This window comes from Corynebacterium sp. (genome assembly GCF_030532965.1).
In the GTDB taxonomy this organism is placed as follows: Bacteria; Actinomycetota; Actinomycetes; order Mycobacteriales; family Mycobacteriaceae; genus Corynebacterium.
Genome location: NZ_JAUNKC010000009.1, coordinates 66,168 through 88,949 on the forward strand (window position 1 = coordinate 66,168; position 22,782 = coordinate 88,949).

Genomic DNA, 22,782 nt, shown 5'->3' on the forward strand with positions numbered 1-22,782 from the left:
CTGCCTCTGGCCTCACATTAACTTTTTCTTAGGAGGCGAGGCAGGATTTCTCTCAATCACACGCCAAGCAGAACGCAAAGTTCGTTCGCCTTAGTCTTGGCCGCTACCTTCTTCTTCATTTCTGCAATCTGGTTCAACGGCTCCCACTCCGTGGCGGGGATCTTGCCACGCTTTGTTGCCTCGGCCAGAACCGGCGCGTGATAGATTGCACAATCAAGAACCCTGTTCAACCACTTCGGCACGGATTCGCCCGCATCGATACGATCAACGGCCACCGCAATGGATTCAGTCACGCTTGGCCACAGTGCTGGCAAGTGAGATGGGTTTTTCTCAATCACTTTCACAAGCTGAACCGGTGACCAAAAGTCCAGCTGGAGAAGCCGCGGAATCACGGCTTTCATGCTTGCAGCACTAATCGTATTCAGGTTTAGTTGGCGACCGAGTTCTTCGACAGCGCCCTTTGGCTCTTTCGGCACTGCAAGGAAGGCGCACAGAATGTAGAGGAAACTATCCGGGAACTCCGAAGAAGGATAATATTCCTTATTCCAGCTGCGGGTATCAGGGGCGCTTTCGAGCTGCCACGTTGAACCATCAAAACAGAGGTGCTCCTCATGCAGAGTTGCGGTTTTTCCATTGCTTAGTTCATGGAATCGCCACGGATGGATGGAGGAAAAAGGGAACTTTCGGAATGTCTTTCCTGGGTATTCGGGGATACTGACCACAGCGAAAAGACCATCCGAGCGCCAGAACGATGCATCTTCATCGTCCTCTATTTCCTCGAAAGTGACAGTCGCCGAGTCTGGCCGCGCCGGACCTTCTCCACGGTTCTCGGGCCATAGCTCTGCGAATTCACCACTAAACTCGGCCCGAGGTTGGGGCTCTTCAACGCGGGTGTCTGTTGCTGGTGGTGTGGTGTCCTGCAATAGTTTCACTGCGGTGCGTGCGGCTACAGCTAACCTCGATGAGCCCTTCTTTGTGCCAAAAGCCCGAATCCCCGGCAACTCCAACACATGTGGATCAGCCACGCCAGCCTCAACTGCTTGCTGCACACTCGGCAACAGCTCAACAGTCAACTCCGCAATCTCACCGGCACCCTTATGCGGACGCGCCGCCTTCGACGCAGCGACAAGAATGTCGTTCATCAACGGCCACACCAGGGCAAGCATCCCGTCATGAGCTAGATCACGGAAAACCTCATCCAACCCATGGAAACTCTTAACAGGGTTTTTCCACCCTATGCTGTTGATATCGGCAACGCCTGGGACTAGCAACCCCCTGCGCCACGCCGCCCGAATCGCCTCATCAAGTCCCACAGCCTTGCCCTTAGCATTCAATCGTGGCGCGGCAATCAGATTCATAGCAATACCAGGACTCAACGGTGTCGAACACCGCGCCAACTGTTTAGCGACAGCGGCAAGCGACGCCCCCTGGAAAGTACCGTGCCCTGTGGCACCGAACTCTTTAAAAAACCCGTCCCCTATGAGCGGGAAAATAAACGGTTCATAGAAAGTGAAATAGTGGACCGAACCATGCCTAACCAGCCGCTCCAACACTTTCGGAACAGCAAAACCTGCGTTCGAATCGATCAACCCAGCCTCGGGCCACACCGTGGCAAGAAACTCCTCCTCCCCCAAGTATTCCGCCACAACATCAGCCACAGTACCGGGATATTCCTCATCACCAAACCACCGCAACGGCAACGGAAACTCTCTCACCCGCCGGATAAGCTCATGCAGGTCATGCCCACGAACATCCAACCGACACAACGCAAGCAGAAGATCCCTCGAAGAAACCGGGACACCAGCCAAACGATATGTTTCTAACCGCGCAAAGAAATCCTCTGGCGTAATCCGTAAATCCACAAAAGAAGGCTGCGATAACAACACCGGAAACGACCCAACGTTGTACCATACCGCGAATCCACGATCCCCAACCGGATCACTACCAACCGTTCGTATATAAGGAGCATCGTGATCAGTTTGGGAATCGATATAGCGCTGTGCGGACTGAAAGTCCGTTTGTGCTAAGGCCACGAGGATGGCGAAGAACTGTTCAAGCTCAATGTCATAGTTCGGCCCACTGTCATATTTATCCGGTGATGTTGCCTGCTGTGCCGCCACTAACGCATCCACATCGACATGCTCCACCTCAAAACGCTCAACCTCCCACACCGGTGGCACAGGCACCCACGTGACGGTTGGTGCTTCCATTTCGTTCAACGGTGTGGCGGGTTCTGGCTGCTCACCCGCCTGGTTCAGCAAACCAGTGGCCAGCTTCGCAACCTGTTTATTCCGAACCCCCGCAAGCTCCTGCAGCCGTGGCGCAAGCGGTGCCAATAGCTCCTCCGTCAGATCACCACGGGCCGCTAATCCCTGCAACACCACCACCTGTGCCTTCTGCGTGGACGCATACAACGCGCCCACCGCCACCTCCGTCGTCTGAGCAGCAGCCGCAACAGCAAAAAACCGCGCCCCCACGGCGTCGATAAGCACAGCATCACCCGAGGAAATCAGCGCCCCCAATGTTTCCGCATGAGCACGAATCTCATCATCAGTAATCGCAAGGTCAGCACACAAAAGCTCCACACAGCGCTTATGCTCACTCGGACGGGCAGGCGCATTCACCGCCGCCACCGCATAATCAACCTCCTCTTTTCTTGTAAACACACCGTTTTCTAAGCCCGCACGAAGCACATACCCCAACGCACCCCACAACGGAACTCCCTGCTCCACAGCCATCTCCACATGCGCACGCATGGAGCGAAGCAACGTCTCTTTCGGTGGGATCTGCTCAACCTCGCCTTGGAAGTATGCTCCCTCCCTCCCATAGAAGGCATACGCAACAATCCCGGCCCAATCCCGCAAATACCGGGGATACGCAGGGACTTCAAAATCAAGGCCGTAGTCATCAACGATCAGGAGAAATGACAACATACATAGATCCCACGCCCCCACGGAAGTGTCGTCGCCCCAACGATCACGCTTCTCAATGCCAGCCATTACGTCGCGCACATACTTAGGTCCGCGTTGAAGCACACACTGGACAGCCGTTGGCCACTCACGTACAGCCGCGAAATCCAAAAGCCACACTGCTCGCTTGGCGCTAACCCCACATCGGATCGCGAACAGCGCCAGCATGGTGTGACTAACCTGAACAAGATCGTAAGTGGTGCCGCTGTAAGAATCATCCACCCATTTTTCCCAGGCGCCTTTTTCTAACCCCTTGACTACGAGCTCTTGCTGTTCGGGGGTCCCTAAGGGCAGGGTGGGTGCATCAGAAATTTTAGCGTCGTACCAGCCGAGTTCTTTGAAAATCTCAACAGCTTTGCGCAGCTTAGGGGGTGTAACAGGGGGTTTGGTCATAGGATGCTCTCTTTAAACGTTTAGCGGAAAACACGTAAACATACCTTTTGTAGCATGTCGGGCTAACACAAGCCCCCAAAATGACCAAACACTCATTCGCATCTTAGAAATCACCGCGTCCGCAGCTAGTACCCAAACAAAATAAGCTCCCCCCAATACGGTCGCTTCACGGGTTGTTTTTTCGTGCCCATTGCCAACATCGCAATCGTTTCGCCAGTATATGCCCGTGCTCTTGCCTGTCGACGCCCACAGCACTCCCCATTACCGTTTCTCTGGTTTCCGGTGCAGCCTTAACGCCAGTTCATACATGAGGACAAGAGTGTGATCACACCAGTGAATCAGCTGCTCATCAGTGGCTCCCGCCCCGCAGTACACCACTGTGTGGATGAAAAGCTCGCGATACCCATTAATCTCAATAGCGCCTATGTGCGGTTCTTGGTTCAATTGCACCACGATAACTTGCACTTCAGGAGGGAGGAACTTCTTTTGGTAATAGCCGGATTCGTCCCAATACGATAACCGCAACGTCTCACCAGTAAACCTCACGGTTATTAAGCCCAAGCCCTCGGCTTCACGGTGCTGTTGATACGCCTCATCACTCACCTCAACGGGGAGGGAACCCCGTGAAAGTAGCTCCTCACACCGCCGTGGGGTGACCGCGGGTAAAGTCGCATCGATCGCGCACTCAAGCGGGGTGAATGCGGGCGAAAGAATGCCGAAATGGGTGTTGAGGTCATGAAACACCGCGCATACATCGTTGTGGACAAACACCAGCCAGCCTATGAGCTGTTCACCGCTCAATCCGAGAGAAACGTCGGTGACAAAGGACAGTTGCACCACGCGCCCACCGGCCTCGGCGCTGATAATACTTCCGCGCCACACACTCCCCGAAAGCGCCGCGGCAATCTCATCACGATTACGCGCGGGGCTTGGCCAGGTGGTACGAAATTCCAGCACCGTTGCGTTCTCATGGAGCACAAGCTCCAACGTGAATTGCTCACACTCAATCCACGCACTCGTTGGGCTCAGCGGATACGCCACACACCCTGGCATTCTACTTCCTGCCTGTGCTAGCCGATCCGCTGTGACTGGCGGGGTGAGAGCACTAGCCATTTTTTAAAAACCTTCCACAGTTTTTACAGTTCGGAAAAAACTACTTGAAGCGCTTTCGCGCGTTTCTGCGTAGCCCCTGTCGCATTCCCCTCAGCAATCACTGTGAGGCTTGCCCATTCTGTTGCGGGAATGATCCCGCGGGCAGTCGCGGCCACCAACACGTCGAGATGTTGTTCCACTACTTTCAGCACACCGTTGAGCCACTTCGGTAACTTCCCCGCCGCCGCGTTTTCGCTGGCTATGTGTAAGCTTTCTGTCACAAGTGGCCACAGGCCGGAGATGGCGGTGGGGTGTTTGTCCAGAATTTTCAGCGCTTTCACGAGGTTCCATTCTGCAACCTCGGCAAGCATGCGTGCCGCGTGGCGGATATGCTCTGAAGGTAGTCTGCCGTTGCTAATCGCCTCTAACACTACCTGCTGCGCCAGGGACACGGGGTACGGTTTCCCGTAACTTCCCAAAAACGCCACAAGTGCAACGGAGACTTCCTTCAGCGCGGGAATATCCTTAATGGGGTCGCTTGCTTGAATGTCCCAATCGTCGGTTTCAAACCAAGCACCGCGGCGCCACGCGAGGATAAAGGTTCTGCCTTCCGCATCCTCGTCATCTATCAGTGAGCGGCGGGTAACCATTAGTGTGGCGTCCTCGTTCCAGGTTTCCACGCACAATGGGGCGTTCACTACGTACTGGGATTTTTCGTCCTCCCCGAGTTTGAGCACGACCCACAGGTCTTCCCCAGAAGAATCAGATTGACCGAAACCAACCTCCACGTTTACCTGCGAGTCATGAATGCGTGCGGGAGCGAAGGTTTCACCCCACCGTGCAGCGAACTCCTCCTCACTGAGAGTTTCCACCTTCTTCCCAGCACCAGTTTCCTGCTTCGGCGCATCCACCCCCAAGGCGCCCATCGCTTTCTGTGCCGCCGTGACCAGCTTCGATGTGCCCGCCTTTGCCGCGCACGCCCGAAGGCCAGGCACATCAAGTGCTTCTTTCGGCGCTTTGCCTTCCGCCACGGCGATACACACATGGGGTGCAAGATCAGCCATGGCCTGCGCTATTTCCACCGCACCTGGGGTGGTGGCGGAACGGGCGGCGGCAATGCGGCACACATCGTCAAAAATCGGCCACACAACCGAAAGTAAACCATCACCGGCGAGCTCCTTGAGTGGTTGCGCCAACCCAGTGAAACTGGTGGCGCGTGTGCGCCAGTCTAAAAGCTCAACGTTGGCGGTGCCGGGGAGTAGGATTCCGCGTCGAAAAGCTAGCATGACGGCGTCAAGCACGCGGGCGAACAGTTCAGGGTCACTGATCCGCAGCGCACCCAACAGATTCATGGCTACACCTGGGGAAAGTACATGCTCAGCATGGGCAACGGTCTCAGCGTGCGCGGCGCACCGCAACCAGCTACTCTTCTTCGTCACCCGCAAACCAAGGTGCGGGGTATCCACCCAGGTGGGGAACAAGGTGGGGTCAACCCCGCCACGTGGCGCGTTGAGGCGGTCCGGGAACGCGCCCAAGCAGTGCGGAATTGCGACAGGTTGGGCGACAAACTCCCCCGCCGCCGGGTCGGCACTGAGGCCGGGGTCGTCGATCTGGTTGAAAATGTAGTCGGCGATCACCTCGCCCACAGTCACGGTGACCGGCTGCGCGGTTTCTACGAACGGAATGTCGAAGGCACGCGCCTGAACCGCCGCCGCCGACCAATCCAGGTCGGGAGTTTTCAGCCGCATGAGCGCGATCTGCAAATCCGCCTCACTCACGCTCGCGTTGGCTGCGCGGTATGCCTCAAGGCGTGCAATGAGGTCAGAAAAATCGATGCCGAAATCCATGGTGCTTGGGGTAGACAGCAGGCAGGGGATCTCACCGAAATTCTGGACCAACCGCACCTCGCGGGCATAGAACAGCGACGACTGCTCATAGTCGTCGAACCAGCCCCCGGTGGGCTCGTCGAATACAAGCCCCAACATGCCGTTTCCCCAGTTCATTGTTGCGTCCTGCACCGCACGCACCGCCTTGGTGCGATCATGAAAGGCAAGCTGGGTCGCAAGCGCCCAAAACCGCTCGATATGGTGGTTAGATTCTGGGTTGAAACCGTAGTTGGCCTGCGCAAACGCCGCCGCAAGGTTGGTCGCGGTCACCTCCCCCACCTCGAAGCGCACAGGCTTAGTGAAACTTGGCGTGGGCTGCCACCAGTTCCCCGCGGGCGCAGGCGCCGTTTCCACCCGCTGTGCAGGGGTTTTACCCCACGCCGTGAGCAGCTTCCCCGCAAGTGCCGCCACCTTCGGATCGTCGTGGGTATAAAGTTCTTCTAGCCGCGCGAACAGGTGTTGCTTCGTCTGCTCCGTGAGATCGTTGCGCTTGCCCAGCGTGGTGAGCACCGACTTCAGCCCCGCCAGCGTGGGCACATACAGGGCGCCGAGTGCGGCATTGGCAAGCTCAGGCTCCGACATAAGCGCGAGAAGCCGCAGACCATACGCCTTCACGCAGTCGGCGTGGCTTGCCGCGATCTGGCTTGCCAGCACAGCTTGGTGGCGGGTGATGTCGGCGTCGCTGAGTTCAAGGTCCTCGGTAAGCATCTGCAACAGGCGGCGACGCTGCTTCGGTTTTGAGCATTTTTCCAACTCGCGGGCGATCCACGCAAGCAGATCATCGCGGTTGCCCGCCCCAGCTTTCACACCGGCGACCAGCCCGCGCCCCACGGTTGCGTGCAGCTCCGCCTGCATCGACTCTGCCACCGCATAGTGCTCCTCGTAACGCGCCAAAAGTTGCTCACGTGTGGGAAAGCAGCTCGGATATTCCTTGCTCAGTATCTCCCTTACGGCAGCCTCCCCCGCCTGGATTGAGACTACCCCGCCCCAATAATGCAGGTAGTCGAGGATTTCCGGCACAGCAATGTGTACCCCACCCACGCCCGCAACAAGGCAGACGGCAGCCACGCAGCTGGTGTCTAGGAGTGTATCTGCCAGCGGCCGTACGCTTGTCGACGCCGCCACCACGTAGTCCCGCGCGTACCTCTCACCCCGGCGTGCCACACATTCCGCGACGACTTTTGGATGTTGATCCTTAGTCATCCGCGTCGCGGTTTTTGCATCCACACCCATGACAATGGCGAAAATCCCAAGGTATTGCGGTTGATGGCCACAGTTTTCCTCCCACTCGTGAGAATCCCAGTCGAGGGTATCCAAAGCTTGAAGCCCGAGTTGGGCGATTTTCTTGTGCTCATCGGTAGGCTCGGGCAGGGTGAGAATATCCTCTGGGTTAGTGATCGTAGCCCATCCGAGTTCCTTATAAATGTCGAGCGCGGCAATAAGGTTCGCTGTTTGAGACATTGGTGAGTACTCTTTCTTTTCGTTGCGCGGTTAGGCAAGTCTGAGGATTCGGCGGTAGGTGTCGAAGCTGGTCACAAAATCGTTCTCTTCCGCATCTTTTTCGTGGGTGTAGTCCACACAATAGGGGGTGACTGGGAAAAACTACCAGGCCACTCCCGCATCACCACAGTAACCGGTTCCGCCGTCGCCACCTTTTCGTGCCACATCCAGCCCATCACTCACAAGTTCATAACGGTAAGGGTCATACGCAATTTCTAGGCCAAAGAAATTCGGCTTGATCAGCGTCTCCTCGACTAACGAAAGAAAACCACTTGAAAAGTAGTCGTCCCCATCAAACGTGAATCCAGTAATGGATTCAAAATCAAGACTTTCACCCCACGGCGCAAGGGTGCGGCACCCACCACCGGCAAGGTACTCCCACTCCCGCAAGGTGAGCAGGGAAAACCCGTCACTTTCTGCCGCTTCTCGAAGTTCGTCGTAATAAAGTTCCTCAAAAAGCTCAACTCGCCACGGCGACGATTCATCATCACGGGTGATTAACACAGTCTCGTCGAGCTCGCTACTCACCACCCCCATTTTCTCGGCTTCGGCAATCAATTCTTGAATTTCAGGATCATTCGCAACCTCTTTGGCAGTTGCTTCCCGCCAACAGGGAACACGTGCGGCGCGTTCAAGCAGCATCGGTGCAATCGTGCACTGTTCAATAACCGTGGTGTGAGTACGAAGTAGTTCGGTTATCTTTGTGCGAAATTCAGGACTGGCAGCAGCGGCGCGAATTTCTTCATCTGTTCCCGCGCCATTGTCTCGCGCAAAGTCCAGCCACATTTCCTCCCGCGGTTCCTCGGTGAATCCATCCCAACCCAACGTCACCTCAGCACCGGGCACGAACACGAACTCGCTGTCTAGGCTTCTGGGATGGCGGAGAATCCCCGTGAATGTCGAACGCCCAAAGCGAGAAAACTCTTGGGTTTCAATGAGCGTAGTTCCCGTGTGCTCAGCAATTTCGCGTAAAAGTTTCACCTGCTCATCACGGGAAAGCGCGGAGTAGGTGGGGTTGGCGAGCTTTGTTTTATCCATCAATTCTGATAACCCTTCGGTAGAAGTCGAAGCGATCGCTGGGGCCATCCCTCAACATTTCGGTTTCTTCGAAATAAGGGGATGTTGGGAACGCCACCGCCCACGAAAAACCAGCACCACCGTGACTGTTGCAGCCACCGTCCCCACCCTTGAACATAAAACCATCGTCGGTGGTGACGATCTCACGCTTGAATGGATCAAAAGCAATGGTCAGGCCGAAAAAGTTGGGGTACTCCCACGCCTCGGCATCACTTGCGAAACCAGGCGTTGCGGAGCGAAAAGAGTTGTAATCAAGACTGTCACCCCACACTGCTAGGGTTTCACAGCCACCGCCCGCCAAGTATTCCCACTCGCGCATCGTCGGCAGTGAGAATCCCGACGCCTCTACCTGTTGTTTCAGCTGGTCAAATGTGAGCTCTTCCCACTCCCGCGCCCGCCAATGCGCAGTATTGTTGGACTGCGAAACTTCCAACCGATTGCGCAGGGTGTACACATCCACGTGGTGGTCAATGGCTTTACGGATCAATTCCTGAACATCGGCACGCACTTCCACGTCCTCAGCGCGAATATCCCTCCAGCAGGGCTGAATCACGCAGCGTTCCACCAACATGGGGCCAATAGTAAAGGTTCCTTTAGGTGTGGTTTGCTCCCGAAAAATATCGATTGTGTCCTGTTGGAATGCTTCCTCCTGAGCCTGTTTCCTCACTTCTAGGTCGCCTTCTTCAGGTGATTCTTCGCACGTGAACCATTCAGCCAGTTCCACCCACATGTCCATGCTTGGTGGAGTAACAAACCCATCCCACCCCAATCTCACCTCAGCGCCGGGAACGAACACGAACTCGCTGCCACCCACGATGAAGATGGCAGTGTCAAGGTGTCGCCCGAAGCGCTCAAAGCGAATAAACTCCCTGATTGTGGCGCCGTATTTTTCGGCAATCGCTGTTAGTAGCTGCCGCCGCCCATCATTAGTGAGGGAACTGTAGTTCGGTTCCGAAAGCACAGTGAGATCCATCGCCATTCTTTTCTTCGACTCATTTATCTCTCACAGTGTAGAAAAAAGACGCGTCGAACAGGACATTTTGCACTGATTCTTGGCTAGTTTTCAGATTCCTCTTCATTTGGAAAATTCCATACAGGCAAAACTTTGTTCCCCTTAGCCCATTCCACTACCGTCGCCCGTGCCAGCGGGAACCAGTCCCCTGTTCGTGGGTCGCGAAACAGCGCGGCCTCGGGCACATCCGCTTTCCGACGAATCCCCGAAACCTCCTTTGCGGTTATCCCCGTCACCTCCCCGCTGGCAATGAGCTGATGTGCCGCTTTGATCCATAATGCAGAAAACTGTTCTTGGCGACACATTAAACCCTGCCGCTCCCTTTTGGTGAGGTGGAGGAACTTCAGCGGCGTGTGTTGCAATATGCGCCACTGCGCAAACCCCAAAATTTCGCCGGTGACTGGGTGACGCCGCGGGTACGCCTCCATTCCCGTCCACCATTCAGGACACAACGCCCACACTTGTCCCCGCGCCGCACCGCGCAACACCAGCACGCTCCACTCGCCATAGCCTTCCTCGGCTAGGAAGACGATCCCCCGCATGAGCTGTTCATACAGCGGTTTCGTCGCTTCTTCCGCAAGCGTGTTATCCTCCCACGTCGCAGGATTGTCCGTGAGCGGGTCACAGTAAACGGGTGTGTCTGCTGTGAAGGGAAAATCCTGCGACCAATCGACGCAACCCGGCGCGTGAAACCGTGCCACGATTTCGCTGCCAGCATTTTCTGGAGTGGTCAAGAAATCACGGTAGTCCTGCGGCAGTAACACTCCGAGGGTTTTTTCTGCGCTTGTGAGCTTGTCGACGCCGACACCTGTCCCCTTCAAAAGTTCCGCCTCCTGCGTGTGTTCGTTGTTGCGTGGTGATGCTCTTTTTCACACCACTGTGTCCCTTTGGGGTATCACCTGAAGAATATTTGCCGCATTACTTAACGTTCAGAATAACTACCGTGCCCACACAGTTAACCATGGTTCTCTCCCGGCAAAGGCCCCAATGCTATTCACAGCACAGCAACGTGGCGTGACGATACTTAGGGTCATGTGCCTGAAAAATCCTCTTCCCTATTTACAATTTTGGTTGTAGCGGACTTACAATTTTGAACATAGAAGATTTACAGCATAGTCAAATTCTCTAATGAACAGGGGAAATGCATTGAGCACATCGTATCTCAAGCGGATAGTAGATCAGGAACTACACCGCACTCTCAACCGTGCCGGAGCTGTGCTCGTTCAAGGTGCTAAGGCATGCGGCAAAACTGAAACAGCGCTCCAAGTGGCAGGCTCCGTTATCAACATGGATACCAACCCCCAAGTGTCCCGTCTCATGAGCATTGATCCCCATTTGCTTCTTGAGGGGCCTACTCCGCGGCTTATTGATGAATGGCAAATTCACCCTGAAATCTGGAATTACGTTAAACGGGCTGTTGACAATCGGAAAGCACCAGGCCAATTCATTCTCACCGGTTCCACCGCCCCGCAATCTGAAGAATCACGCCATAGCGGGGCGGGCCGATTCGCCAGGCTCACGATGAGAACTATGACCTTTGTGGAAACTGGTCATTCATCTCAGGAAATCAGCCTGCACGATGTGCTTAATAATGCTCCGATCCAGGCGATCAGCGATAAGCAAATAGACTTTCACACCTTAATTACCCGAATCGCGGTAGGCGGATGGCCTGGAAACCTCACGCTCAACACCAAAGACGCGCTGGAAATGAACAAAGTTTACGTCGAAGCCATAGCATTCGCTGAGGTTCAAGACTTCAATGTGCGCAATTCCGTCAAAATGCGTAGGTTACTCACATCCCTTGGTAGGGCTATTGGAACGGAAATAAATGTGTCCACCATTGCCAGTGATGTGGGCGCGGGTCACAAATCGATCAAACGGTACCTTGATGTGTTGCGCCAACTGTTCATTGTTGAGGAACAACCAGCGTGGTCTTCACACTTGCGTTCACGTGCGCAACTGCGCAAAACTCCAAAGCTGCATCTGGCTGACCCCTCGTTGGCGGTCGCTGCATTATCCGCAACGCCCACCACCCTTCTTGAACAGTTGGACTATGCGGGTCAGCTCTTTGAATCGCAGGTTGTTCACGATTTGAGGGTGTTCAGTGGGCACCCAGTGTTCCATGCACGCGACAACTCTGGGGCGGAAGTTGACGCTATTATCGACTACCCCGATGGGAAATTGCTACTAGTAGAGGTCAAGCTTGGGCAAAACGACGCGGTGGTTGAACAGGCTGCACAATCATTGAATCGGTTTGCGAACAAGCTCAACCGCGATGATGTGTCAAAGATGATTATCACCTCAGGCGGGTTCGGCTACCGCCGCGTCGAGGATAATATTCCGGTAGTTCCTTTCACCGCACTGACACTGTGACTTTCGTCAACGCATCCCTCTTCCCCAGCGCTGTCCGAAAACTTTGAGATGAGTTTTGAAATGTACGCAGTGCTTGTTTAGATATGCACGTGACGTGCTTGGACGAGTCTCCGTATTCCCTCAAAAATAGCAATTCCCGCAGGGATGAGGATTAGTGGGGTTAGTGTGCTGGAGGCTATAAGCAGGATCGCGATGAAACCTGACAGGATACCTACTGCAAATAGAAAAGCACTGGTTATAGTCAGGCGACGCCGATAATCCCGGTTATTCTTGCGTATGGTCTTACGAGCTTCCTCAACTGAAATTTGGACTGTCACCGTGCGCCTCCTTCCTCTTCATGTGCACAATGTTCCACTTGGTGGATTGAGTTTTACCATCTTTCTTCACTATATCTTCTTGGATTACCATCACGCTTATTGTTTCCCCACCGCAAGCACTTCCCCGTGGGGGAAAATGAACACGACCCATGCGGAAGTGGGTGGTTGTGTGCTGTTATTGGCGGGGATAACTTTGTAGCCGTCGTTGCGGAGCTTTTCTGCTAGTTCTTCGGCACTCGTGGTACAGGCCGCGGGGATGGTGATGGTCGAAGGGGTGTCCATGTGGTGTGGTTCTTCCACAAGGTGGATGCGTTCCCCCTCGTACAGGTAGCTGTTGTTGGTATCGAACATGAGGTAGGTTTGTTTCACCCCAGTGTGGTGGTTGTGGAAAATTCCTTTGGAATCCGCGTGAAGGTGGCGGACGAAAATTTCCTGGATTTCCTCAATATTAGATACCGGAACACCTAAGTCGAGGACACACTGGTCACCTATGGGGCCAGTGGTTTTCGCTTCTTGCTCACACCAAGCCGCGGCTTGTTCGGCTGTGGGGGTGGGCGGGGTGGCGGCGTCGATAAGCGTGGGAAGCTTTTCATCAAGGGCAAAGCAGGTGCGCAGTGCCACGGTTGCGGCGCGGGCGATTCGGTGCCGATTGTGCAAAGTAGCCATGGATTGCAGCAGGGTCATTGTGCGTGTTCTCGTTTCGTCACGCAGGTTAGGCCGCGCAACACTTGCGAGAAACCGCAGCATACCAGCGTCGATCACGGTGGCGAAATAGCTTTCCTGGCTGGCAAGCACGTCGGTTGCAAAGCTCTGCTCATTCTGGGTGACTTGGTCAAACCATGCCCACGCCTGATCCTGTAATCCAACATGGTTAAGGGATTCGAGCAGGTATGCTTGCACGCACGTTGCTGGGGTGGTTCCGCCCCACGATTCTTCGATCCCCGCAACGGCTAAGTGGTGATCCCCCATGCCCACACACATATCAATAAACATCAAGGATTCCACCTCACGCAGGGGCTGCCCCCTATACTCCGGTGGGATACGCCACCTGTTTCGTAGCCGTAAGACTGTCTCCACATCCCCCGCGCGGTACGCGACGAGAAGCTGCGCAAACGTCAACTCCCAGCACAAGCTTGCGTTGTCGTTGTTAGCGAGCTGCAAGTTTTCGTAGGCGGACAGGGCGTACTGAAACTGCCCTATTGTGGCGTGGGGATCTTCACACAAGGCCCACACAAACCACGGATAGGCCCACAATAAAGACTCATTCTCTAGTGCATCATAGGGCACCGCAGTGTAGCTTCTATACAGCTCAATCCATAAGGTGAACGGCTCAATGCTTTCGCACAGGCGATCGGGGTTATACAGCGCCAACGAATAGGTGAGCTGGTTGAGGCAGGTTGCTTCCTCCCCCGTGCGCTTTGTCGCCGCGGCCCAGCGGTACAGGCGATACCACGTGTCGGGGTTTTCCTCGTCTTGGGCTAGGGCTTCCGCGATGGCCTCGTCGAGGGCATCCCAGTAGTCTTCGTGCAGGTCTGGCTCTTCCTGCAGGGCGTCAAGAAGAATGGAACTCATCGTCATCATCCGCCGCAGCTCACTGTGGTGCTGGATCGAGCGCACCATGAATTTCCACGCCGCCACCCAATCCTTCCTGATATACGCAAGACGCCCCAGGTCAAAGAAGGTTCGCGTCGCAATGTCGGCGTGTTTATCGGGGGTTTCGCCGCATTCCAGTTCTTGTGCGCGACGTACCCATTTTTCACAGTCGCGGTGCACCGCCGCATCCTCTGCCAGCGTGTGACAATGTACGGGCAGTGTTGCCGCGCAGCGAAGTACCGCGCTTTCCTCCCCTGGTTCCGCATGCGCAATCAACCAGTGCGCCGCGTCGATCGCTAACTGTGGTGTGTGGTGACTGAGCTGAAAAGTTTTCTCACACCACTTCCGGCGCTGCTCACCACGGGTGTCGCGCATCAGGGAGAAAGCAATGGGTGCCCACAGGAATTCTTCCGCCCCGAACCAAGGCGAGGCGACTGCCACCAAGTTATCTAATTGGATAAGCGTCTGCTCCCGAAGCCTCACGCTACAAGTTTTCATCGAAAGAACCCGAAGCGCGTGTGCAAGCACTGGGGCACTGCCAAAAAGGTTGAGCTGCGTGGGCAGTGCGGGAAGTTCCACGGGGGTGTAATCATCGGGGTAGAGTGCCCGCACTTCAGCGAAAAACCTTTCAGGAACAAGCCCTTGGGCGCACACAAAATGCGCGTAAAAATGCAGGTAGGCCCGCACGGAACTGGGAAGGTGGGCGCACACTTTATTCATGGCGTTCAGTCTCGTGTGGTGCTCCCCTAACGCCCATTCGGCAAAACACGCCAACGCCCAGGAAGACACCCACGACGTGGCCAATGAGGCGTCGGCGCACTCCTGCGGGCACGTGGCGATGAGGGTCACCGCCTCCTCCTCGTCCAGTGCGTGACTCAACGAAGCCTCGTGCTTGCCCACGGCGCTGAGCATGAGGATCTCACTTGAAACCGTGTGCGCCCCAGCTTTTTCTTCCGCACACAACGCTAGAGTCTCCCACTGCACGAAAGCGTGCTGGGCTTGCCTGAGTTCGCCAGCTGCCAGGTGCCCCCAGAAATCCTCACACAACGATTGCCGTTTCGCCCTACCCATTGTGTGTGCTCCCTCTACTGATCGACGCGCAGGTAAGGCGCGATGTGTTGTGCCTTCTTCACGGCGGTGGTTTTCTTCGTCTGCGCGGCAAGTGCGTGGAGCCCCGCCCACGCGGCCGCGGGGATGCGACCTGTCCGAGTGGCCGCCACCAGCAGGCCAAGGTGTTCGGCCACAGCACCTACTATTCTGCCCAACCACCGTGGAGGTTTTTCCAGGGCGGCGGCGTGGGTGAGTGATTCGGTGAGGATCGGCCACAGGCACGCCACGGTTGTGTCGGTGATCGCGGGCACGAGTTTTCCAGGATTGAACTCCGGCAGCGCCACAACCTCGGCCATGACTGTTGCCACGGCCTTAGGGCTTAATCGCCACTGGGATGCCACGTGAATGAGTTGGTCTTGGGCATAGCTGCGGGCAAAATCCCCCGTGGCGCACACAAACAGCAGCGCCACCATAGAGTTTGTCAAGGGCAGGTGGAGTGGCCCTTCCCGGCCGTCTGCTTTCCACTGTTTCCACGGGCGGGGTGTGTCGGCTAGGCACGCCTTCTCACCTTCGACGAACAGGAAGTGAGTTTCCGTCGCGGTGGGCGCGTACCCCCACGAGCACATGGCAACAATAAGGTTGGAGTCTGGGGTAAACCGGTACCCCGTTTCATCCTTCGGGAATGTGATGATTGTGTCCAACCGGTTCTGTGTGGTTGTGGTAGGAACCAGTTCGAGGCGGTAGTGGGCGCCGTCGGGGTATTCGGCCAAGGTTGTGATTCTTTTCGGCCACAGCTTATTCAGTTCCGCCTCGTTTGGGTGTTGGACGGGAAGTTCCACATGCTTTTCCTTCACCGGTTCCGGTGCAGCCTTGATACCCAGCGCCGCAGCTAGGCTCGCCGCCCCCACGACAGCTTGGGACTTTCCGCCACGCGCAGCCATGGCCTGCACCCCTAGGCTCTGGTGTGCTGCATCTGGATGTGCGGTGATCACCGCAGGTAGGAAGTCCGTCATGGCCGCCACCACGTGGGTGGCACCGGCGGGTAGTCGTGTCTCCTTCGCCATGGACTCAAGTAGTCCGTCCCAGATGGGCCAGCACAGCGACAGCATTCCGGCGTCGACAAGCTCCCGCATCGCCATAACCAGCGCCGGAATCTGCGCCCACCCATGGGGCTTCCAGTCGAGGTACGCCACGTCGACCCGTTCGGGGCGCACAAGTCCGCGCTCCCACGCTTGGCTAATCGCCTGCATTAGCCGCTCGTTCAGTGCTGGTTTGATCGCGCGTTGAATCCCCACCATGTTCATGAGTGCCCCGACCCCCAGCGGTTCGGCGCGGCGGGCAAGCTGTTCGGCAACGGGTACGGGGTCGGGGTCCACGAAGCCGGTGTAGCATAATTGCGTGCAACAGGTGTCGCCGAAGTGCGGGAACGTAACCAGGGTAAGCGAGTCGCCCAGCACACTGGGGCTTAACGTAAAGCGTGCCGCAAGCGACTGAGGAAGCTGCAACGATTCGGGTTTCCATCTCTCTCGCCCCAGTGTGAGTTCCGGTTCCACGAACGGGTCGTCCACGTACGCCATGATGGTTTCGATTGCGAGCCACCGGTTCTTGGCGCGGTCTGTCACCATGACGGGGCTTTCCGGCAGGTCCGCGCCTGATACGCCCCGAACATCGAGTCGGCACAGTGCAAGCAGTAGGTCGGGTGCGAGTACGTCGCATTCGGCTTCCTCGTAACGGCCAAGTCGCGTGAGCAGATCGTCGATCGTGATCCGCAGATCGGGAAACGAGGGCGCAGACAGCATCGTGGGAATCTTCCCAAGGTGCGCTTCGACGGCGTCGTCACAGAGCGAGCTGATGGTGTGCCATTTCCCAGGTGTAGCCCACGAAATCCTTGGGTTTTTCGCCCATTTTTCCCACAATCCCGACCCGCGCAGCACCCGGCGCGCGGTTTCACAGTCTGTGTAGGCAAGCTGTACGGCGTATGCCCGCGCCTGCTCAATCTCCCCGTCGCGCAGTGCTGTGAGTAGGGTGTCTGCGGTGGGTTCTTCCCACGTCAGCCCCTGTATTTGCCATGGGGGTGGGGGTTTGTTCCAGGTCGCCGTGGTGGGGGTGGGCGCGTGTGTGAGTTCGGCGATGCGCTCTTGAAGCTTGTCGACGGCGCCATCTACCACGCTGGGCGCATCGGCGAGGGCGTCGAGTACGGCTTGCCTGGCTTTTTTCGTGGTGGCGTACAGGCCTGCGAGGGCTAGGTCTCCTGCTTCTTCAGGGCTTAGGTGTGTCAGAAGCGGTGGGATAAACAGTTCCAGCATTGCTGATTCGCCGGTTCCCACCAGTTGCCGGATAATCCCAAGGTGCGCCAGCATTTCCTCGTGCGTGGGGTGGATACATGACTGAAGAATGTGGGCCCACTGGTTGCGGTCTTTGGGTCTGATGGGTCTGGCAAGGTCCTGCCACAAGTACTCAAGTGCCTTCTCGCGGCTAAGGACGTTCTTCTCCAAGGCAGCGATCACCGCGGCACCGATGGGGCCGAAAGCGGGCAACCCTAAAGAAAACGCGTGGTGAAGGTGCTCGGGGAACCGCTGGAGGAAAACCACGCGGTCGGGGTAGTGCTCTTCAAGGGCGGTTTTGATAAAGATGGCCCAATTGTGCAGGTACTGGCGTTTTTTAGGGGTGGGGAGTGCGTATTTGTGCACCAGCACCACTGATAGCCGCCCACCTGGGGTGTGGGTGTGCTGGCCGCTCCACTTTTCATTACTGGTACACCTAGCCACGTAGGCGGCGGCTATGTCTGCGGCTTGTGGGTAGCTGGCGATGAGTTCAAGCTGAGCCTGCTCACTGTCAGCTTCCTTCAAGGCGCGCCAGATTTTCTTCGTCAGTGGGGAGTGGTTGTTCACCTTGTGCTAACTCTTTCTCGTCTTTTCACGACCACGCCACTGGGTATCCCTCGCGCAGTGGTTGCCATGTGCCTGTGTAAGGGTCGAGGAATTGCGCGTTTTCGGGGATGGCCGCGATTTTCTTCAGCCCTGCAATTTCAGCCTCGCTGATTCCTTTCAGTTCGCCTCGGTGCAGGTGGTATCGCATGGCGGTCTTCCCCTCGGCGCTAGTTTTGGGGTTGCTCAGCTCTGTTACCTGCTTTTTCGGCAGCGCCGTCAATCGGTAGGGGTCTTGTTGGAGCTTAAGCCAGTGCGCAAAGTCGAGTGGTTGGTGTGTGACGGGGTGTAGGCGTGGTTCGATGGTTACCCACTCGTAGTCGATTTCGCAGTTCCATACTTCCCCGTGGGCACGGCCACGCAGCACGAGAACGGTATGCGGTCCGAGCACGCTTCCATCCAGAAGAACCACACCGTGGTGTGCGGGTTTTTCGTAGTGTTCGGTGGTGTAGGTAACAAGAGCATCGTAAAGCTTATCGACGCCTTCAGGGCCCATCTCACCTTGAAAGTTTTGCATCGGTTCCGGCTCCTGGCGAACCGGTTGGTCAGCGGTGAACGGAAAGTCTTGAGTCCACTCAATGACTTCATCCAAGTTACAAAAATACTGGGTGATCTCATGGTCGGCATTGGCTGGGTTGAGGAGAAACTCCCGGTAGTCTATGGGCAACAGGCACCCTAAAGTAGCTTCCGCCTGTGCGATACGGTTCTCCATCAAAAATCCTTTCTCACAAAACGCCGCCCCCGATGCCTGTTAGCTATGGGAAATAAAGACGACCCAGTCTGAAGATTCTATCCCCACCACTGCCCTGCCCATGAAGCTTTTCGAACTTTTCCCCGAAAATGAATACCGCCGTTGCCTCGACAAAGGCCTACTCACACTGCGCAGCTACCCTCACTTGGGATTATCCATCGTGGGCTATTCCCCACTGTGCCAAATGCTGCACGAATGGGGCGACGTGACGACCGCAGCACGCGGCATCATTTTCGACACGGCCACCACCGAAATCCTCGCCCGCCCAGTTAAGAAGATGCTTAACTACGAGGTGGAGAAAAACACCACCCTCACATGGGAAGAGCCGGTGGTCACCATGGATAAAGTCGACGGGTCGCTCGCCATCGGATACCCACGCGACGGACAGCTCCGGCTTGCCACCCGCAGCGTCCTAGAATCCGAACTCGTCGACCTCGCATACGACCTGCTAAGAAAAGTGCCGGGTGGCCACTCATGGCTGCCCGAAGGAATCACCCCCTTCTTTGAGGTCATCCACCCCGAAACCCGAGTCATCGTGGATTACGGGAAACAAGAATCCCTCGTCCTTCTAGGCGGAATCGTCATCGAAACCGGTGAACACGTCTTCGTCGACGACCCCAGACTTTCCGGCTGGCACGGCGAGCGTGTAGAAATCTTCCCCGAAGCCACCTTCGCCGAAGCCGTGGCAAAACCACCCCGCCCAGGGCAAGAAGGACTCGTGGTAGTCAGCCGCACCACCGGCAACCTAGTAAAAATCAAACAGGCCGACTACCTGCAACTCCACAAGAAACTCACCGCACTCACCTCCACCGACGTCCACACCGCATGGGTCAACGACACCATCACCGACCTCATCCGTGGCGTCCCCGACGAAATGTACCAAGACATCAGTGCCCTCATCGCCGACCTGAACGAGGCCGTCCAGCCGCTCCTTGCAGCCGCCGACCACCGAGTCGCCGAAACCCTCACCCAGCTTCAACTACGCCACATCACCGAAGTCACCGGCCCCCTGCGCAAAGCGTTTGTCATGGAGTATCTTCGGCGCGGCGGGAAAGAAACCGAACTGGCCTACGTGTTCAACGGCAACCCCAAACTATTTCGCCGACAGGTCAAACCCGACTCTTACTCCCTCGCCATGCCCCGCAAAAACTTCCGCGCCACCTAAGTCAGGGAACACACCTCACCTGAATCGGTGTGGGTGAGCTGGAACCGGCCGTCGTCAAGCACAAGGGTACGTGCACGGTCAGCGCCATCCCCACTGATGCGTGGCCACTGCGCCACAACCCAATCCCACTCAAGCGGCGCACGCGAATCCAACAAGTTCCACATGCACTCATCCAAATACCCCTCCACCATGTGCGCGGCATCAAACCGCCCCTCCCGGAAAAACTCAGGGCTACGACGATACGACTCCACCTCAGGATTAAACCACGTCAACGTATCCCACGCCGACAAACCACTACCACTAAAACTCCTCGTCAACGCCACAGTGCGCGCCTCATCCCAGATCTGGTAGCGCCGCGGACTCGACAAACCACGCCTCCATTACCACAACCCCAGCTCCCCAACTCGACTAATTCCCCCACAACACCCCAAAAACCACACCACAGAACACCAAAGGTCGAGTCCCCACCACTGTCACCGAGCAAACCACCCCACGAACAGGGAAAACACCCACCCCCTACCACACAACTCGACCAATGTGCTTCCCCACCCCAGAAAATCGCGCCTCAAGACCCCAAAGGTCGAGTTCCCACCTCAACACCAGAACAAAACCACCCCACAAACAGGGAAAACATCCCCTCCCCAAAAGCAGAGAAGCCCCCTCCATCACACCTCACCACTGGGAGTTACGCGGTGAGGTATTGAGGAAGGGGGCGTCAGGCTTTGAAGTATGTTTACTTTTTGCGTTGGAGGGCGTAGCCTGCAGACGCTATCGCCGCGATAACCAGGGCAATGATTGCTCCGGGGAACAGCCAGCCGCTGTCTTTCTCCTCGGTTGCCGCGCTGGGCGACTCGTCTGCTTTCGCTGCGGTGGAGGATGTTTTGGGGCTTTGCGCAGCAGTTTTCGGGAATATTGGCCCCTTCACTGCTTGCCCCACGGGGGTTGCGGTGAGCCGGTACTTGATGGGTTTAAGCTCCGTGGTGGCATCTGTGTTGCTGTCGCGCCCATGGCTTCGGGCACTGACCTGGACGTAGTGGGTGCCACCCAACCACGACGAGTGGCCCGCATGTTCCGCCCCACCCGCATTCGCGTAAGAGAGGGGGAATGTTGTTCCTATCACTTCCGGCTTCCCAATATCCTTGGTGAACAATAGTCCCGAATTTTCACTCGCGACTTTTTCGTGAACCGCATTGCTGAAAGAAACGTCGAGACTTCGTTGAAGGCCTGTGGCGAAGTCATCGCCTTGTGTAAGCGTGTCCTCTAAAACCTCGGCGGTCACGTCGAGGGCTTGGCCCCACTCAATGGGGACGGCAAAGAACTGGGTTTCGCCTTCCACAATTTCGGCTTCCACTGTTCCGTCGATAAGCGGTGCGGATTCATCGGGTTGTGAAGCTGGGGTAACTTTCCGCGGGTTTTCACTTGGCGCGGGCTGCCCCAAATCCTCCCTGCTGCGTCCTGCGGAAGGGGTTTTGTTGAAATCATCCCCAAGGTCGGTGGGTTTGGGTACAGCCACCACGGTGAAATCGATGTCTTTCACTGGTGAGTCGGCGAAAGATAGATTGAAACGTTGTTCACCTGGGCAATCCTGAGAAATGAAGTACCCCGATGCGGGCTTGTCAGCAGTTATGTCGCTGGCTGTTAGGGTTTCGCCAGAGCAATTTTCGGCGAAGAGGGTAATCCCGTAGTGCCCCTCAAGGAATTTTTTGGTCCCCACTGGTGGGACGGTGCGCATCGCTATGTGTAGCGTGTGGTTTTTGGGCACATCTAGTTTGAAGTGCACTGGTTCCTTTTCCGTTGTTGACGCAACCAAGTGGTAGCGGGCAGGGTTTTCTAGTGTGCCCACGTCTAGGGTGGGTACTTTGTCCTTGTCGGCGCTGAATTCCACTCGTGTGCTGGGCAGTTGGTACCCGACTGCGGTGCGGGTGGTGACGGTGGTCAGTGATGCTTTCAGGCTTTCCGCACTTGATGCGTCCGCATAGGTACCACCGGTGACCTGGGCGATGCATTCCAGTTCGGCGCGCGCTGCCTCATCAACTTTGAAACCCACGGTGTGCACTACAAGGTCGGTGCCCTGGTCTTTAAGCTCTTTCGCCACCTCACACACCGGTGGTGGTGCGCAGGTGTCAATGCCGTCTGAGACCAGAACAACAGAGCGCGCCCCTTCCTTGGGCAGTAACTCCGCAGCTGTGCGCAGCGAGTTTCCGATCGGTGTGTATCCGCGCGGCTCGAAACGCGCCACCTCATCTTTCAGCGCCTGCTTGTCCTTCTCACCGGGGCGGGCGATGATGGAAATATCTTGACACCCTGCTTCTTTCTCCTCCTCACTGCTGCCTGTTCCGGTCCCGTAGGTGACTAGTCCGAGTGGGGCGTTTTCGGGTACTTGGTCGATAAATTCGCCGACCGCCTGTTTCGCCGCGTCCATCCGTGACCGGCCATCCACATCGGTCTCTAGCATCGACCCTGACGAGTCCAGCACCAACACCGTAGGCTGCAACGTCGAGCCCGCCGACTCCTGCGCAGAAACAACGGGGCTCGTCCCAACCATGAGCACGCTCGCAGCAATCAAGGAAAAGGTTGTGCGGAAAGAAAAAGTGGGCATCACACACCTGCTTTTGTTCAAATAAAATGGAAGGTATTCTCCTGTTTCACCCTAGTCCGTTTTCGTGCTACTCCGAGG

The 22,782-nt window shown here is 56.4% G+C and carries 14 protein-coding genes; 2 read left to right on the top strand and 12 right to left on the bottom strand.

The genetic code is table 11. From position 1 onward, the window contains the following. Positions 1-56: 56 nt before the first annotated feature. The 6 genes from Q4D85_RS06215 to Q4D85_RS06240 all read right to left on the bottom strand — a co-directional run bounded on the left by Q4D85_RS06215 (position 57) and on the right by Q4D85_RS06240 (position 10,750). Complete coding sequence (locus Q4D85_RS06215; RefSeq protein WP_303199015.1) at positions 57-3,362, bottom strand: hypothetical protein; 3,306 nt, start codon at positions 3,360-3,362, stop codon at positions 57-59. A gap of 261 nt (positions 3,363-3,623) precedes the next feature. Beyond that, positions 3,624-4,475, bottom strand: coding sequence for a hypothetical protein (locus tag Q4D85_RS06220; protein ID WP_303199016.1), 852 nt, complete (start codon positions 4,473-4,475; stop codon positions 3,624-3,626). Between the two features lie 23 nt (positions 4,476-4,498). Beyond that, the gene (locus Q4D85_RS06225; RefSeq protein ID WP_303199017.1) at positions 4,499-7,801 is read right to left on the bottom strand and encodes a DUF6493 family protein; all 3,303 of its coding nucleotides are present in this window, start codon (positions 7,799-7,801) and stop codon (positions 4,499-4,501) included. A gap of 141 nt (positions 7,802-7,942) precedes the next feature. Further along, complete coding sequence (locus Q4D85_RS06230; protein WP_303199018.1) at positions 7,943-8,878, bottom strand: hypothetical protein; 936 nt, start codon at positions 8,876-8,878, stop codon at positions 7,943-7,945. Next, positions 8,871-9,890: a hypothetical protein gene (locus tag Q4D85_RS06235; protein WP_303199019.1), complete on the bottom strand. Its 1,020-nt coding sequence runs from the start codon at positions 9,888-9,890 to the stop codon at positions 8,871-8,873. The genes Q4D85_RS06230 and Q4D85_RS06235 overlap by 8 nt, the downstream gene beginning before the upstream one ends. An 83-nt stretch (positions 9,891-9,973) precedes the next feature. After that, entirely contained in the window at positions 9,974-10,750 is a 777-nt protein-coding gene (locus tag Q4D85_RS06240) for an SMI1/KNR4 family protein (RefSeq protein WP_303199020.1), read from the bottom strand. Positions 10,751-11,075: 325 nt separating this feature from the next. Between Q4D85_RS06240 and Q4D85_RS06245 the strand changes: the two genes are divergently transcribed. Continuing rightward, a complete protein-coding gene (locus Q4D85_RS06245) occupies positions 11,076-12,302 on the top strand; it encodes an ATP-binding protein (RefSeq protein WP_303199021.1) in 1,227 nt (408 codons plus the stop codon). A 77-nt stretch (positions 12,303-12,379) separates the two neighbouring features. Here the strand turns inward: Q4D85_RS06245 and Q4D85_RS06250 are convergent, their stop codons facing one another. From Q4D85_RS06250 to Q4D85_RS06265, 4 genes are all read right to left on the bottom strand, one after another. Further along, entirely contained in the window at positions 12,380-12,619 is a 240-nt protein-coding gene (locus tag Q4D85_RS06250) for a hypothetical protein (RefSeq protein ID WP_303199022.1), read from the bottom strand. Positions 12,620-12,715: 96 nt separating this feature from the next. Then, complete coding sequence (locus Q4D85_RS06255) at positions 12,716-15,283, bottom strand: hypothetical protein (RefSeq protein WP_303199023.1); 2,568 nt, start codon at positions 15,281-15,283, stop codon at positions 12,716-12,718. Positions 15,284-15,297: 14 nt separating this feature from the next. Next, complete coding sequence (locus tag Q4D85_RS06260; RefSeq protein ID WP_303199024.1) at positions 15,298-18,153, bottom strand: hypothetical protein; 2,856 nt, start codon at positions 18,151-18,153, stop codon at positions 15,298-15,300. Positions 18,154-18,178: 25 nt separating this feature from the next. Further along, on the bottom strand, positions 18,179-18,901 hold the full coding sequence (locus Q4D85_RS06265) for a hypothetical protein (RefSeq protein ID WP_303199025.1): 723 nt from the start codon (positions 18,899-18,901) through the stop codon (positions 18,179-18,181). A gap of 100 nt (positions 18,902-19,001) precedes the next feature. Here Q4D85_RS06265 and Q4D85_RS06270 point away from each other — a divergent pair, with 100 nt between their 5' ends. Then, on the top strand, positions 19,002-20,105 hold the full coding sequence (locus Q4D85_RS06270) for a hypothetical protein (RefSeq protein ID WP_303199026.1): 1,104 nt from the start codon (positions 19,002-19,004) through the stop codon (positions 20,103-20,105). Here Q4D85_RS06270 and Q4D85_RS06275 read toward each other — a convergent pair. After that, the gene (locus tag Q4D85_RS06275; protein ID WP_303199027.1) at positions 20,102-20,473 is read right to left on the bottom strand and encodes a hypothetical protein; all 372 of its coding nucleotides are present in this window, start codon (positions 20,471-20,473) and stop codon (positions 20,102-20,104) included. The two genes, Q4D85_RS06270 and Q4D85_RS06275, sit on opposite strands and share 4 nt — an antisense overlap. A gap of 365 nt (positions 20,474-20,838) precedes the next feature. Continuing rightward, positions 20,839-22,704 carry a VWA domain-containing protein gene (locus Q4D85_RS06280; RefSeq protein WP_303199028.1) on the bottom strand — a complete coding sequence of 622 codons (1,866 nt, stop codon included), beginning with the start codon at positions 22,702-22,704 and terminating at the stop codon, positions 20,839-20,841. Between the last annotated feature and the right edge of the window lie 78 nt (positions 22,705-22,782).